Below are 14,620 nucleotides of genomic sequence, written 5' to 3' on the forward strand. Positions count from 1 at the left end.
GTCACTGGTTGGCGGGCTTGAGCGGGAGCAGTGCGCTGATCCGGAAGCCGCCCCCGGGGCGGGGGCCCGCGTCCAGCGTGCCGCCGACCATGCCGACCCGCTCCCGCATACCGATCATCCCGTGTCCGGCGCCGTCGGCCCCGCCGTCCTCGTACAGCTCGTGCGCGGCGCCCCGGCCGTCGTCCTCGACCAGCAGTCCGAGCCCGTCGTCGAAGTAGACCAGCCGCACACTGGCCCCGGCGTCCGGGCCGCCGTGCTTACGGGTGTTGGTGAGGGCTTCCTGGACGATGCGGTACGCGGTGAGCTCGACCCCGGTCGGCAGCGGGCGCGGGGTGCCCTCGATCTTGAAGTCGACGGCCAGGCCGGTCTGTCTGACCTGGTCCACCAGGTCCTCGATCTGCTCGACGTCGGGCTGCGGCACGTATTCGCCGCTCTCCCGGGTGTCGCCGGTCCGCAGCACCCCGAGCAGCCGCCGCATCTCGGCGAGGGCCTGGCGCCCGGTGCTGGAGATCGTCTCCAGGGCCTGCCGGGCCTGATCGGGGGACGCGTCCATGACGTAGGCGGCGCCGTCGGCCTGCACCACCATGACCGAGACGTTGTGCGCGACCACGTCGTGCAGCTCCCGGGCGATACGGGCGCGTTCGGCAGCGACGGCGACCTTCGACTGCGCCTCCCGCTCGCGCTCCAGCCGGGCGGCGCGCTCCTCCAGCTGGCTGAGGTAGGCCCGCCGGGTACGCATGGAGTCGCCGAGCACCCAGGCCAGGACGAACGGCACGGTCATCACGACGACGACGAAGACCGACTGCACCCAGCTGCCGGACGGCGTCTCCTCGGGCCAGCGCAGCTGCGAGAGTGTGGCCGCGCCCAGACTGCACCCGAGGGCGAGCCGGGACGCCCAGCGCTCGCCGGCCATGGCCACGGTGTAGGTGATCACCAGCATGGCGAAGTTCGCCGCACCGGGTTCCACCCCGAGCAGCAGCTGCGTGAGCCCCATCAGGATCGTGAGCAGCAGCATCTTCTCCGGTGCGCGGCGTCGCAGCGCGACCACGACGCACAGGGCGACGGCGATGGGCACAGCCGCCACGCGCGCCAGGCCGTCCTCGAACTGACCGGCCACGACGGACACGCCGGAGAGCCCGAGGAGGAAGACAGCCCAGAAGGTGTCGACGCCCGTCGGGTGTCTGCGGATGAAATCGTAGAGGCGCTGCACATTACCCAGCGTAGGGACAGCAGATCGGTGCCCGGGTCAGCCGAAGGGCCGATCCAGGTCCTGGGACCGTACTCCCCAAGGTGGAGACTTGCCTACGTGACGTATGACTGGCGCGGTTGGCGGGAAGCGGCGGAGACCGCTTTGTACGGGAACGAGGGCTTCTACCGGCGCCCAGAGGGTCCCGCGGGGCATTTCCGTACCTCGGTGCACGCGTCACCGCTGTTCGCGGCGGCCGTCGCCCGGCTGCTGGCCGGTACGGCGCGTGAGCTCGGTACGGACACGGTCGATCTGGTGGACGTGGGGGCGGGCCGGGGCGAGCTGCTGACCGGGGTGCTGGCCGCACTGCGCGCCGGGACCGCTCCGGGGCTCGCCGTACGGGCGTACGCCGTGGAGATCGCTCCCCGGCCGCCGGGCCTGGACCCGGACATCGAGTGGTCCGCCGAACTCCCGAAGGGCGTACGGGGACTGCTGTTCGCCAACGAGTGGCTGGACAACGTCCCGACGGAGGTCGCCGAGGCCGACGCGGACGGCGTGGCCCGCCACGTCCTCGTGCGCGGGACCGACGGCACCGAGCGCCTGGGCGACCCGGTGACCGGGGAGGACGCCCGGTGGCTGAACCGCTGGTGGCCGCTGACCCGGCCGGGCGACCGGGCGGAGATCGGCCGCCCCCGCGACGAGGCCTGGGCCCGCGCGGTCGCGTCCGTGACCGCCGGGACCGCGGTGGCGGTGGACTACGCCCATGTACGGGCGTCGAGGCCGCCGTTCGGCACGCTCACCGGCTTCCGGGGCGGGCGCGAGGTGCCACCGGTGCCGGACGGGAGCTGCGACCTGACGTCCCACGTGGCGCTGGACGCGTGCGCGGCGGCCGTGGCGGGCGGTGCGGAGGCCGAGCTGCTGGACCAGCGGACGGCTCTGCGGGAGCTGGGCGTGAGCGGTGAACGGCCGCCGCTGGCCCTGGCGTCGCAGGACCCGGCCGGTTATGTGCGGGCCCTCGCGTCGGCGGGCGAGGCGGCGGAGCTGACGGCGCGGGGCGGGCTGGGGGACTTCGGCTGGCTGCGGCAACGCGTACGGCCGGGGCTCCGCCCCTGACCCGGTGGACGGCAGGGGGGATACTGTCCCGCATGACGGAGACGACGGTCGGCATCGGCGGCGCGGCAGAGAGCACCGACATGGTGCTCAACATCGGTCCCCAGCACCCCTCCACGCACGGTGTGCTCCGGCTGCGGCTCGTGCTCGACGGCGAGCGGATCCAGCAGGCCGAGCCGGTCATCGGCTATATGCACCGGGGCGCCGAGAAGCTCTTCGAGGCCCGGGACTACCGGCAGATCATCATGCTCGCCAACCGCCACGACTGGCTGTCGGCGTTCTCGAACGAGCTCGGGGTCGTCATGGCCGTCGAGCGGATGCTCGGCATGGAGGTCCCGGAGCGCGCCGTCTGGACGCGCACGCTGCTGGCCGAGCTGAACCGGGTCCTGAACCATCTGATGTTCCTCGGCTCCTACCCGCTCGAACTCGGCGGGATCACCCCGGTGTTCTACGCGTTCCGGGAACGCGAGGAGCTCCAGGCCGTGATGGAGGAGGTCTCCGGCGGCCGGATGCACTACATGTTCAACCGGGTCGGCGGCCTCAAGGAGGACCTGCCCGCGGGCTGGCTCGGCCGGGCCAGGGACGCCGTGGCGTCCGTCCGCTCCCGGATGGACGTGTACGACCGGCTGGTCCTCGGCAACGAGATCTTCCGGGGCCGCACCCGTGGGGTCGGAGTGCTGTCCGCCGAGGCCGTGCACGCCTACGGGGTGTCCGGGCCGATCGCCCGCGCCTCCGGGGTCGACTTCGACCTGCGGCGCGACGAGCCGTATCTCGCGTACGGGGAGCTGCGGGACACGCTCAAGGTCGTCACCCGGACCGAGGGCGACTGCCTGGCCCGCTTCGAATGCCTGCTGGAGCAGACGCACAACGCGCTGGACCTGGCCGACGCCTGCCTGGACCGGATGGCCGACCTGGAACCCGGGCCCATCAACCAGCGGCTGCCCAAGGTGCTCAAGGCCCCGGAGGGCCACACCTACGCGTGGACCGAGAATCCGCTCGGCATCAACGGCTACTACCTGGTGTCCACGGGTGAGAAGACCCCGTACCGGCTGAAGCTCCGCTCCGCGTCGTTCAACAACATCCAGGCACTCACCGAACTGCTGCCGGGCACGCTCGTCGCCGACATGGTCGCGATCCTGGGATCGCTCTTCTTCGTCGTCGGCGACATCGACAAGTAGCCGGCCGCCGCCAGGGCTCGCGAAAGCGCGGGCCTCGATCGGGCGCGAGGGCTACGAGGAGACCGCGCTGCGCAGTTCGACGACGTCCAGCTGCTCGGTCTCGTCGTGCGCGGTCAGGTCGATGACCTTGCCGACGGCCCGGTTCCGGGCCGTGCCCGTGCGGTGCGCGGCCAGTGCCTCCTCGCCCACCACGTCCGCGAGGTCCTCGTTCTGCACGGACTCGATCGCGGCGTTCGCCTTCTGCGTGCCGAAGAAGTCGAAGCTTCCCTGCGGGACGAGGTGGCGGCGGGCCGTGGCGTACGGGACGACGGCCGAAGCGGCGGGGATCGCACGGGGTGCGCGCACGGGTGCGGCCGGCAGCTGAGGGGCCGGGAGGGCGGCAGCCGGGCGGCGGTGCTGGTCGGCACCCGCTCCGGCGGCCGCCGCGTGCTTCCCCTTCGGGCCTTCGCCCTCCGAGTCCCGTTCGGCGGCCCGCTCGGCGAGATCGCGCTGCCTGGCCAGCTCGGCCGTGCGGCGCGCCTCCTGGAGCGCGGCGTTGCGGGGCAGGTCCCGCAGGGCCTGTGCCGCACGCAGGTACGCGCCCGGCGTCGGCGTGGACCGCGCGGCCGGCAGCTCACGCGGTGCGGACGCCTCGATGGCGAGCTGCCTGCGGCCCTCCAGCGCGCTGGCCCGCTCGGTCTCCGCGTTGGCGTACCGGCGCAGCAGCGCGGCGTGTTCGCCCCGCAGCCCGGCGAGCTCCACCCGCTTGCGGCGCAGCTTCGTCTCCAGCCGGGTGCGCAGCTCCCGCGACTCCTCGATGTCGGACTCGAGCTCGGCTATGCGCTCCTCGGTCTTCCACTCGTCGCCGGCCCGGGCCCGGATCAGCTCCGCGACACGAATGCCCGCGGCCCGGTCCCAACTGCGCATCAGATAGGCGCCGGTGAGAGCGGCGACCGCGGTGCCGACCACCAGGCCACGCAGAGCCAGGGGTTCCGCGAGGAACCAGGCTCCGGCAGCACAGACGACCGACACTCCGGCCACCACGGAGGGCGGCAGGATTCTGTGAAGGGGTGGCGAATGGCGGTGACGTCCACGTGGCATGGCTCGAAATTTACCGTGCGTACGGGTCACTTGGGAGACCGCACGGCAATCTGTTCCCCGCCGGTTACCTTGCGGCCCCTCCACAGAACCTTCCCTGTGCCCTTTACTTCTTGATCAGCCCCTTCGACTGCAGATACTCCTTGGCCGCGTCGGCGGGCTTGGCGCGCTCCGCGTCGACCGAGCGGTTCAGTTCCGCGAGGTCCTGTGTGGTGAGTACGTCGGTGAGCTTCCCGAGCGCCTCGGCGATCTCCGGCGCACCTGCGTCCTCGGCATTGAGCACCGGCAGGACGTTGTCGGCGTTCTGGAGCTTCTTGTCGTCCTCCAGGAACACCAGCCCGTAAGTGTCCAGCACCGCGTCGGTCGTCGTCGTGAGAACGAGCTGGTCATTGCCGTCCTTGACGGCCTGCTTGGACTGCGGTGTTCCGACGCCCTTCGGGTCGATCCCGGTGACGTCGATGCCGTACGTCTTCTTCAGGCCGGGTGCGCAGAACGGGCGCACCTCGCACTCGTCGCCCGCCGCGATCTTCACTTTGATCTTCGACTTGCCGAGATCGGAAAGGGTCTGGAGGCTGTTCTTCTCGGCGAATTCCTTGGCCACCGCGAAAGCGTTCTGGTCGACCGCCTCACCGGCCGGCAGAACCTTCAGCCCGAGGGGGGTCGCGAGCTTCTCCAGGGCGGCCACGGTGTCCCCCGTGTCCCCGGAGGCAACCGGCTTCTCCGTGGCCGCGTCGGCGCCGTTGACCTTGGCGTTGAGGAATTCCGCGAGGGTCGCCGCGTATTCGGGGACGACGTCGATCTCACCCTTCTCCAGCGAGGGCTCGTACAGCTCACGGTTCTTCACCGTGGTGATCGAGGTGCTGTACCCGGCGTCGGCCAGGATCTGCGCGTACAGCTCGGCGAGCACCTTGGACTCGGTGAACGAGGCGGCGCCCACGACGAGCGAGCCCTTCCCGGAGTCCGCGCCCGCCTTCGGGCCGCCCTTGTCCTCCTCCAGGCTGTCGCCGCCGCAGGCGGCCAGCGACCCGGCCAGCGCGACCACTCCGATGACCGCACCGGCTATGCGCGAGGTTCTGCTCATGGTGTTCTCCGTCCAGGAAAAAGGGTGTGCACAGTCAGAAAAGTCCGCGCGTTCACAGGGCACGGCGGCGCAGCGGCGACAACAGCCGGTCCAGGGCCACGAGCACGCCCTCCACCACCAGCGCCAGCAGGGCGACCAGCACGGCCCCGGCGAAGACCTGCGCGGTGTCGTACGTGTTGAATCCGGCGGTGATGATCCGGCCCAGACCGCCCAGGCCGACCATGGCGGCGATCGAGGCGGTGGCGACCACCTGGACCGCCGCGGAACGCAGCCCGGTCATGATCATCGGGTAGGCCAGCGGGAGCTCGACCCGCACGAAGACCTGCCCGCCCGACATCCCCATGCCGCGGGCCGCCTCCAGCACCGACCGGTCCACCTCCCGCATGCCCACGTAGGCGTTGGTCAGCAGCGGTGGCACGGCGAACAGCACCAGGGCGATGACCGTGGGCAGATAGCCGGAGTTGCGCAGCGGCGTCATCATGAAGAGCGCCAGCACCGCGAAGACCGGTATCGCCCGGCCCACGTTGGAGATGTTGACCGCGAGGGCGCCCCCCTTGCCGATGTGGCCGAGGTAGAGCGCGAGCGGCAGGGCGATGGCGCCGGCGAGCGCGAGGGCGACCCCGCTGACGTACAGGTGCTCGCCCAGCCGGTGCGCCGCCCCGTCGTCACCCGACCAGTTGGCGCCGGTGGTGAGCCATGTCCAGGCGTCCCCGACGACTCCCATGGATCAGCCCGCCTCCGTCTTCGCAGCAGAGGGCCCCGCCATGCGGGTCCAGGGGGTGAGCAGGCGCTGCATGCCGAGCAGGAACAGGTCCGCCGCCACCGCGAGCAGCACGCAGAGCACGGACGCGGTGAGCACCTGGGCCTTGAAGAAGCTGGGCAGCGCGTCCTCGATGAGATTGCCGAGGCCGCCCTTGCCCACGAGGGAGCCCACGGTGGTCAGCGCGACCGTCGACACCGTGGCGATCCGCAGTCCGGCCATCATCGCGGGCAGCGCGAGGGGGAGTTCGACCTCCCAGAGGAGCCTGCCCGGCCCGTAGCCCATGCCTTCGGCGGCCTCCTTCGCCTCCTGCGGCACCGCTCCGAGACCGGCCAGGATGTTCCGTACGAGAATGGTCAGCGAATAGAGCACCAGGCCGGTGACGACCAGTGCCGCGGACAGCCCGAATACCGGCAGCAGCAGCGAGAACATCGCCAGCGACGGCACGGTGTAGAGCACGGTGGTCAGGCCCAGCACCGGTCCGGCGAAATACCTCCCGCGGCGTGCGAGCAGGGCGAGCGGAAATGCCACCACGAGCCCTATCAGCACGGAAGCCACCGTGATCCAGATGTGCTGGACGGTCGCGTCGGTCAACTCCTGGCTGCGGGAGCGCAGATACTCCCCGCAGATCCAGTCGTTCGTCACCAGGCAGTTCTGCTCGGCCATCCGCCCCCCACCTCCTGTTCACCGTGTGCTGCCGGTCCCGCGTCCGATCTCCGGTGACCTTATCCTCGACCACTGACAATCTCCGAGGCCGTTGTATTCCAGCAACACGTCCTTCACAGAACCCGCGTCACCATGGGGAGTCATGATCAGATTCGAGCACGTCACCAAGCGGTACGCCGACGGGACCACCGCCGTCGACGACCTTTCCTTCGAGGTCGCCGAGGGTGAACTGGTCACGCTCGTCGGACCTTCCGGCTGCGGCAAGACGACCACCATGAAGATGGTGAACCGGCTGATCGAACCGACCGACGGACGGATATTCCTCGACGGGGACGACATATCCGCCATCGACCCCGTACAACTGCGCCGCCGTATCGGATATGTGATCCAGCAGGTCGGACTCTTCCCGCACAAGACGGTCCTGGAGAACACCGCGACCGTGCCCCATCTCCTGGGATGGAAGCAGAAAGAGGGACGGCAGCGTGCCGCCGAACTCCTCGATCTGGTCGGACTCGATCCGTCCGTTTATGGCGGCCGCTATCCCGAACAGCTCTCCGGCGGTCAGCGCCAGCGCGTCGGCGTGGCACGGGCCCTGGCCGCCGATCCGCCTGTCCTGCTGATGGACGAGCCTTTCGGCGCGGTCGACCCCGTCGTGCGGGAGAGACTGCAGAACGAGTTCCTGAAACTGCAGGCACAGGTCCGCAAGACCGTGCTGTTCGTCACGCACGACATCGAGGAAGCCGTCCGGCTGGGCGACCGGATCGCGGTGTACGGGCAGGGCCGCATCGACCAGTTCGACTCCCCCGCCACCGTGCTCGGGGCTCCCTCGACGCCGTACGTCGCGGACTTCGTCGGGGCCGACCGCGGTCTGAAGCGGCTCTCGGTCACGCCCATCGAGGAGAGCGACCTGGACCAGCCGCCGGTCGTCCACCTCGACGACCCGCTGGCGACGGCGACCGCGCGGCTGCGGGCCGAGGGTGCCCGTTGGGCGGTCGTGCTGGACCGCGACGACAATCTGCACGGCTGGATCCCGGCGGGTGACGCGGCGTCGGCGACCGCGAAGGGCACAGTCCGCGACCACGCACGGCGGATGGAGGCGTGGCTGCCGCTCGGCGCGCCGCTCAAGCAGGCCTTCGCGACGATGCTCCAGCACGACGCGGGCTGGATCGCCGTCATCGACGAGGAGAGCGCCGGCCGCTTCCTCGGCGTCCTCACACCGGCCCGCCTTCATGAGGCCCTGCGCCGGTCGATCGACGCGGACGCGCAGTCCGTCCCGCGTGCCGAGGTGGCGGTGGAGACCGTGGCGAAGGTCGCCGCGACATGAGGTCCGGGCTCAGTCCCCGGTGAGCCGGGAGCTCAGCCACTCCAGGGCGGGAGGGATCTCCCGCCTCCAGGTGGCGAAGTTGTGGCCGCCGCTGTCCAGCACGATGGAGGACACCCGGGCGGGGGCCTTCACCCGGTCGATGAACTCGCGGGTCCCCCGCAGGTTCCCCTCGCCCTGCCTGGACGTCGTGACCAGGAACGACGAGGCGGCAGGCGGGCGGTGGTCCAGGCTCCACAGCAGATCGGCACGGCGGCGCGCCGCCCGGTCACCGTGGAAGAGGTCGCCGGTCGTCGGGTCCTCCGCCGCCCGGTAGTACGCGGAGAGGCCGGCGCTCGCCGCGAACCGGTCCGGGTGGTGCAGGCCGAGCTTCAACGCGCAGTAGCCGCCGGTCGAGTTGCCGATGACGCCCCAGTTGCGGGCGCGCTCCCCGACCCGGTAGGTCCGGGAGACCGCCCGGGGCAGGTCCCGCGCGAAGAACGTCTCGGTCCGCGGGCCGTCCTGGATGTCCACGCACTCGGTGTCCCTGGGCGGTGCCACCGTCGGCCGCAGCATCACCAGGACCATCGGCCGTGCCCTGCCCGCCTTCACGCGCTCGTGGGCGGTCTGCGGGTAGCGCAGGCCCTTGACCAGGTTCTCGGCGGTGCCCGGATAGCCGGTGAGGACGATCACCGCGGGGAACATACGTCCGGCGTGCGCCGCCTGGAAGTACTCCGGCGGCAGATAGACGTACGCCCGGCTGTCGATCCCCGAGGCGGGCCCGTGGACGACGACCTCGTCGATCCTGCCGACCGATGCCGGGCCGCCCGTCCCGGGCACGTCCGGCCGGCGGGTGCCGGTGCGGACCACGCCTCCGGACGCGCCGCCGCCCGTCCCGTGGTCGACGACTGTGCCCAGCTCCTGCTCCCGGCCGAACAGGTCGGCCCAGGAGCCGTAGAAGAGGAAGGCGTGGTTGGCGAGCAGGCCGGCCGCGACGAAGAGCGCCAGCTGGGTCGCCAGCAGCAGGAAGGTCCGGCCCACGACCGCCGGGGCGGTGCGGGCGGCCAGCCGGGGCCACAGCAGGACCGTGACCGCGAACAGTCCGACCGCCAGTGCGGCCGCCACGGCCAGGACGGCGTTGCCGGTGAGACCCATGGGTGCGGATGAGCTTTCTGTGCGGGAAATTTCCGGTAAACCGGTAAAGAGGATGAACCCACTCCGTGGATGCCTCGTCCTAGAGGGCACACATCGTCCGTAGGGGCTTCGCCCGACGGACTCAGGAATCCTCGCGAAGTCACGGGAAGCGATGTCTGGCACGGTAGATGGAGCTAAATCAGGAACGGTTCCTTTCGTGGTGCGCGGCCGCGGGTTCCTTCGCGGGCCGCGACCCGCGTCCGTACCGGCGCTGGTGGGGGGCGCCTGCGTGGCGGTCGGCCTGATCGACGTCGCCGCCGGGATCTTCCCGCGCTTCCGGCACAGCCGCGTACACACCTTCGCCGAGGTTCTTCCGGGTGCCCTCGGGCCGTTCGCCGCCGCGCTCTCGCTCAGTTCGGGCGTGCTGCTGCTCCTGCTGGCCCACGGCATCAAGCGGCGCAAGCGCCGGGCCTGGCGGGCCGCCGTGGTCCTCCTGCCGGCCGGCGCCGCGGCGCAGTTCGCCTACCGCCACTCCCTGATCGGCGTGCTGCTCTCCCTGGTGCTGTGCTTCCTGCTGGTGCGTCACCGGGGCGAGTTCGCCGCGCTCCCCGACCCGCGGAGCCGCTGGCGGGCGCTGGCCAACTTCGTCCTACTCGGCGCGGGTTCGCTCGCGCTGGGCCTGGTCGTCGTCAGCGTCCACCCCGGCCGGGTCGTGGGGAACCCCGCCATCGTCGACCGGCTCCAGCACGTGCTGTACGGCCTGTTCGGGCTGGAGGGCCCCGTGGACTACACGGGGACGACCTCGTGGACGGTGGCGTACTCCCTGGGCGCCCTCGGGCTGCTGACCGCCGTCACCACGATCTATCTCGCCTTCCGCCCCGAACACCCCGCCGCACGGCTGAGCGAGGAAGACGAGGAGCGGCTGCGTGCCCTGCTCGACAAGCACGGGAGCCGCGACTCACTGGGGCACTTCGCGCTCCGCCGCGACAAGGGCGTCGTGTTCTCCCCCAGCGGCAAGGCCGCCGTCTGTTACCGCGTGGTGTCGGGGGTGATGCTCGCCGGAGGTGACCCGATCGGCGATGTGGAGGCCTGGCCCGGCGCCATCGAGCGCTTCATGGACGAGGCGCGGGCGCATTCATGGACCCCGGCGGTGATGGGCTGCAGCGAGACCGGCGGCGAGGTGTGGACCCGTGAAACGGGACTGGCAGCGCTGGAGATCGGGGACGAGGCGGTGGTGGATGTCGCGGATTTCTCCCTGTCCGGGCGTGCGATGCGCAACGTGCGCCAGATGGTGAAGCGCATCGAACGTAACGGCTACGAGACCCGGGTCCGCCGCGTCCGCGACATCGGCACCACCGAACTGGAGCGCATCCGCCGGGCCGCCGCCGACTGGCGCGGCACCGACACCGAGCGCGGCTTCTCCATGGCGCTGGGCCGGATCGGCGACCCGGCGGACGGCGACTGCGTCGTCGCCACCGCCCATCTGGCCGAATCCGGCACGGAGGAATCCCCGTACGGCGATCTGAAGGCCGTCCTCCACTTCGTCCCGTGGGGCACCGACGGCCTCTCCCTGGATCTGATGCGACGCGACCGTTCCGCCGACCCCGGCATGAACGAACTGCTGATCGTCGCCTCCCTGCGGGCCGCGCCGAGGCTTTCCGTGGCCCGCGTCTCGCTGAACTTCGCCATGTTCCGCTCCGCCCTCGCCCGCGGCGAGCGGCTGGGGGCGGGACCGGTGCTGCGCTGCTGGCGCGGGCTGCTGATCTTCCTGTCGCGGTGGTTCCAGATCGAGTCGCTGTACCGGTTCAACGCGAAGTTCCAGCCCCGCTGGGAGCCCCGGTTCGTGGTCTTCCGCACCGGCCGGGACCTCCCCCGGATCGGCCTCGCCGCGCTTCAGGCGGAGGGCTTCGTGACCCTCCTGCCGCCCCGGCCGTTCCGCTCCGGACGCACCCTCCCGTGCGGCCACCGGCCCGCACAGGGCGGTGAGCGCGGTGTCCGCGCGGCCTGACCCACCCGTTCGCGGGCCTAGGCTGGTCGTATGAGTACGTTGCGAGGACGGGGCACAGTGCGGGGCCTGCCGGAGTGGGACCGCTGCGCGGTCATGGGAGTCGTCAATGTGACGCCCGACTCCTTCTCGGACGGAGGTCACTGGTTCGACACCACGGCGGCGATCAAGCACGGCCTCGAACTGGCGGCCGAAGGGGCGGATCTGATCGACGTCGGCGGTGAGTCGACCCGCCCCGGCGCCAGCCGGGTGGACGAGGCGGAGGAACTGCGGCGGGTCATCCCCGTCGTGCGGGGCCTGGCCTCCGAGGGCGTCACCCTCTCCGTGGACACCATGCGGGCCCGGGTCGCCGAACAGGCGGTCGCCGCGGGCGCGGCGCTGGTCAACGATGTGAGCGGCGGTCTCGCCGACCCGGACATGATCCCGGTCGTCGCCGCGGCCGGGGTGCCCTTCGTCGTCATGCACTGGCGCGGATTCAGCGAGTCGATGAACAGCCGGGCGGTGTACGAGGACGTCGTCGCCGAAGTGGTCACGGAACTCCGCGACCGCATGGACGCCGTGACCGAGGGCGGGGTGGCCCCGGAACAGTTGGTGATCGACCCGGGCCTGGGCTTCGCCAAGGACGCCGCCCACGACCTCTCGCTCGTCGCACACCTCCCCCGGCTGCGCGAGCTTGGCCGGCCCCTGCTGGTCGCCGCCTCCCGCAAGCGGTTCCTCGGCCACGTCCTGGCCGGCGAGGGCGCGGCCCCACCGCCCGCTCGGGAGCGCGACGCCGCCACGGCCGCGATCTCCGCCCTGTCGGCGAACGCCGGTGCCTGGGCGGTCCGGGTGCACGCGGTCCGGGCCACCGCGGACGCGGTGCGGGTCGCCCGCGCCGTCGAGGGAGCCGCGTGAGCTCCCCGCACGACGAGCACGAGGCGGCCGCCGCCGACATCCAGGCCGTCGAGCAGGCCAACACCGCCTTCTACGAGGCGATGGAGCGCGGCGACTTCGAGGAGCTCTCCGGTCTCTGGCTGCCGGGTGAGGACCTCACCGTGTCCTGCGTGCACCCGGGCTGGCCGGTGCTCACGGGACGCGGCGAGGTGCTCCGCAGCTACGCGCTGATCATGGCGAACACCGAGTACATCCAGTTCTTCCTGACCGACGTCGGGGTCACCATGACCGACGACACCGCGCTGGTGACCTGTACCGAGAACATCCTCAGCGGCGGACCGGCGGAGGAGGGCAACGCGCTCGGCCCGCTCGTCGGCCAGCTCGTCGTCGCCACCAACGTGTTCCGTCGCACATCGGACGGCTGGAAGCTCTGGTCCCACCACGGATCGCCCGTTCTGGCCGAAACCGGCGAGGAGGACGAGGAGGAGTCACCTTCCTGAGCGGGTAGGAGACCGGTGGGGACTGGACCTCCGGGAGCCCGGTGGGGATTGGACTCCCGGATCACGGGGTATACGCGGCTACCGGCCTCGTGCCCGGTTCCGCCCGCATCCCCCCGCGGGCAGGAGCTGTCGGTGCTCGCGGGTAGATTCAAAAGACGGCAACCTCTCCGCCCGCACGCGGCCGGGTGCCGCCGGACCGACGAACAGCAGGAGTGATTCGCGTGGATCGTGTCGCGCTGCGCGGCCTCAAGGCCCGTGGGCACCACGGTGTCTTCCCCCGGGAACGGGAAGAGGGCCAGACCTTCATCGTGGACCTGGTGCTCGGCCTCGACACCCGTCCCGCGGCAGCCGCCGACGACCTGACGAAGACCGTGCACTACGGCGTGGTGGCGGAAGAGGTCGTCGATGTCGTCAAGGGTGAACCCGTCGATCTCATCGAAACCCTCGCGGAACGCATCGCGCAGCAGTGTCTCAAGCACGAAGGGGTCGAGGAGGTCGAGGTCGTCGTCCACAAGCCGGACGCGCCGATCACCGTCCCCTTCGACGACGTGACCATCACCATCACCCGGAGCCGAGCATGACTGCATTTTCCACCGAGGGGCAGAGCGACCCGACCGTCCAGCCGGTGCCGGCCGCCGTCGTCGAGCAGGTGGACGCGGCGGACATCACCCTCTCCAACCCCAAACGGGCCGTGATCTCCCTGGGTTCCAACCTCGGCAACCGGCTGGAGACCCTCCAGGGCGCCATCGACGCCCTGGAGGACACCCCCGGTCTGCGGGTCAAGGCGGTCTCCCCGGTGTACGAGACGGAGCCGTGGGGCGTGGACGCGGGCTCCCAGCCCTCCTACTTCAACGCGGTGATCATCGTGAAGACGACCCTGCCGCCGTCCTCGCTGCTGGAGCGGGGCCAGGCCGTCGAAGAGGCCTTCGACCGGGTCCGCGAGGAGCGCTGGGGGCCGCGCACCATCGACGTCGACATCGTGGCGTACGCCGACGTGGTCTCCGACGACCCGCTGCTCACCCTTCCACACCCGCGCGCCCACGAGCGCGCCTTCGTTCTCGCCCCCTGGCACGACGTGGATCCCGAGGCCCAGCTGCCCGGCTCCGGCCCGGTCGCCGACCTGCTGGCCGGTGTCGGCCGTGACGGGGTGCTCCCCCGGGCCGACCTGGAACTCCGCCTGCCCGAGTAGTCGTTAGGCTCAAGGACGGACGACACGGCAACGGCGGCGAAGGGCGGCACTCTCGGTGAAGCAACTACGGCTCGGGCTCCTGGCCGGACTCTTCGCCGGAGCCGGCGTGCTGTCCTGGGGCGCAGCCCGTCTCTGGGACTCCCTGGGCACCCTGCCGAGCGTGCCGCTCGCCGCACCCGTCGTGCTCGCGGTCATCGCCGTCGTGCTGCTCGCCACGGCCCTGTCGATCCGGGCCCGTCTGCGCGCCCAGCGGGAGCGCCGCCCGGGAGCGAAGGGCGTCGAGCCCCTGATGGCCGCGCGTGCCGTGGTCTTCGGCCAGGCGAGTGCCCTCGTCGCGGCGCTGGTCGCGGGGATGTACGGCGGTACGGGCGTCTTCCTGCTCGGCTATCTCGACATCCCGCCCCGGCGTGATCAGGCCATCTACGCCGGCAGCGCGGTCGTGGCCGGTATCGCCGTCGTCGCCGCCGCGGTCTTCCTGGAGCGCGTCTGCAGGCTCCCTGAGGACGGGGACGACGACAGGAGCAGGGCCGCGGCCTAGCGGGGCCTGGGCCCGTCAACCGC

General features: G+C 71.3%; 15 protein-coding genes. 9 read left to right on the forward strand and 6 right to left on the reverse strand.

All coding sequences use genetic code 11. The features are described 5' to 3' along the window. Position 1: 1 nt before the first annotated feature. On the reverse strand, positions 2 to 1,210 hold the full coding sequence (locus tag OG524_RS16135; protein WP_405390124.1) for a sensor histidine kinase: 1,209 nt from the start codon (positions 1,208 to 1,210) through the stop codon (positions 2 to 4). Positions 1,211 to 1,306: 96 nt separating this feature from the next. On the opposite strand from OG524_RS16135, the gene OG524_RS16140 reads away from it, so the two are divergent. Continuing rightward, on the forward strand, positions 1,307 to 2,299 hold the full coding sequence (locus OG524_RS16140; RefSeq protein WP_405390123.1) for an SAM-dependent methyltransferase: 993 nt from the start codon (positions 1,307 to 1,309) through the stop codon (positions 2,297 to 2,299). Positions 2,300 to 2,331: 32 nt separating this feature from the next. Next, positions 2,332 to 3,474 carry an NADH-quinone oxidoreductase subunit D gene (locus OG524_RS16145; protein WP_405390122.1) on the forward strand — a complete coding sequence of 381 codons (1,143 nt, stop codon included), beginning with the start codon at positions 2,332 to 2,334 and terminating at the stop codon, positions 3,472 to 3,474. A gap of 51 nt (positions 3,475 to 3,525) precedes the next feature. Here the strand turns inward: OG524_RS16145 and OG524_RS16150 are convergent, their stop codons facing one another. From OG524_RS16150 to OG524_RS16165, 4 genes are all read right to left on the reverse strand, one after another. After that, the gene (locus OG524_RS16150; protein ID WP_405810763.1) at positions 3,526 to 4,554 is read right to left on the reverse strand and encodes a hypothetical protein; all 1,029 of its coding nucleotides are present in this window, start codon (positions 4,552 to 4,554) and stop codon (positions 3,526 to 3,528) included. A 103-nt stretch (positions 4,555 to 4,657) separates the two neighbouring features. Beyond that, positions 4,658 to 5,632 carry an ABC transporter substrate-binding protein gene (locus OG524_RS16155; protein WP_405810765.1) on the reverse strand — a complete coding sequence of 325 codons (975 nt, stop codon included), beginning with the start codon at positions 5,630 to 5,632 and terminating at the stop codon, positions 4,658 to 4,660. A gap of 52 nt (positions 5,633 to 5,684) precedes the next feature. Continuing rightward, positions 5,685 to 6,356, reverse strand: a complete 672-nt coding sequence (locus tag OG524_RS16160; RefSeq protein ID WP_405390119.1) for an ABC transporter permease — start codon at positions 6,354 to 6,356, stop codon at positions 5,685 to 5,687. A 3-nt stretch (positions 6,357 to 6,359) separates the two neighbouring features. Then, the gene (locus OG524_RS16165; RefSeq protein ID WP_405390118.1) at positions 6,360 to 7,058 is read right to left on the reverse strand and encodes an ABC transporter permease; all 699 of its coding nucleotides are present in this window, start codon (positions 7,056 to 7,058) and stop codon (positions 6,360 to 6,362) included. 142 nt (positions 7,059 to 7,200) lie between these two features. On the opposite strand from OG524_RS16165, the gene OG524_RS16170 reads away from it, so the two are divergent. Beyond that, positions 7,201 to 8,382, forward strand: coding sequence for a betaine/proline/choline family ABC transporter ATP-binding protein (locus OG524_RS16170; protein ID WP_405390117.1), 1,182 nt, complete (start codon positions 7,201 to 7,203; stop codon positions 8,380 to 8,382). A 9-nt stretch (positions 8,383 to 8,391) separates the two neighbouring features. Here the strand turns inward: OG524_RS16170 and OG524_RS16175 are convergent, their stop codons facing one another. Next, positions 8,392 to 9,513, reverse strand: coding sequence for an alpha/beta hydrolase (locus tag OG524_RS16175; RefSeq protein ID WP_405810768.1), 1,122 nt, complete (start codon positions 9,511 to 9,513; stop codon positions 8,392 to 8,394). Between the two features lie 151 nt (positions 9,514 to 9,664). Between OG524_RS16175 and OG524_RS16180 the strand changes: the two genes are divergently transcribed. The 6 genes from OG524_RS16180 to OG524_RS16205 all read left to right on the forward strand — a co-directional run bounded on the left by OG524_RS16180 (position 9,665) and on the right by OG524_RS16205 (position 14,597). Further along, the gene (locus OG524_RS16180; RefSeq protein ID WP_405810770.1) at positions 9,665 to 11,500 is read left to right on the forward strand and encodes a phosphatidylglycerol lysyltransferase domain-containing protein; all 1,836 of its coding nucleotides are present in this window, start codon (positions 9,665 to 9,667) and stop codon (positions 11,498 to 11,500) included. Between the two features lie 93 nt (positions 11,501 to 11,593). After that, positions 11,594 to 12,391 carry a dihydropteroate synthase gene (folP, locus tag OG524_RS16185; RefSeq protein WP_405812467.1) on the forward strand — a complete coding sequence of 266 codons (798 nt, stop codon included), beginning with the start codon at positions 11,594 to 11,596 and terminating at the stop codon, positions 12,389 to 12,391. Next, a complete protein-coding gene (locus tag OG524_RS16190) occupies positions 12,388 to 12,870 on the forward strand; it encodes a nuclear transport factor 2 family protein (RefSeq protein ID WP_405390114.1) in 483 nt (160 codons plus the stop codon). The genes folP and OG524_RS16190 overlap by 4 nt, the downstream gene beginning before the upstream one ends. Positions 12,871 to 13,091: 221 nt before the next feature. Then, complete coding sequence (folB, locus tag OG524_RS16195) at positions 13,092 to 13,451, forward strand: dihydroneopterin aldolase (RefSeq protein ID WP_024493348.1); 360 nt, start codon at positions 13,092 to 13,094, stop codon at positions 13,449 to 13,451. Continuing rightward, positions 13,448 to 14,059: a 2-amino-4-hydroxy-6-hydroxymethyldihydropteridine diphosphokinase gene (gene folK / locus OG524_RS16200; RefSeq protein WP_405390113.1), complete on the forward strand. Its 612-nt coding sequence runs from the start codon at positions 13,448 to 13,450 to the stop codon at positions 14,057 to 14,059. Before folB ends, folK begins: the two co-directional genes overlap by 4 nt. A 55-nt stretch (positions 14,060 to 14,114) precedes the next feature. Further along, positions 14,115 to 14,597, forward strand: a complete 483-nt coding sequence (locus OG524_RS16205) for a DUF3180 domain-containing protein (RefSeq protein WP_405390112.1) — start codon at positions 14,115 to 14,117, stop codon at positions 14,595 to 14,597. Positions 14,598 to 14,620: the final 23 nt, after the last annotated feature.

Origin of the sequence: Streptomyces sp. NBC_01520 (assembly GCF_045040375.1) — a bacterium.
Classification (GTDB): Bacteria; Actinomycetota; Actinomycetes; order Streptomycetales; family Streptomycetaceae; genus Streptomyces.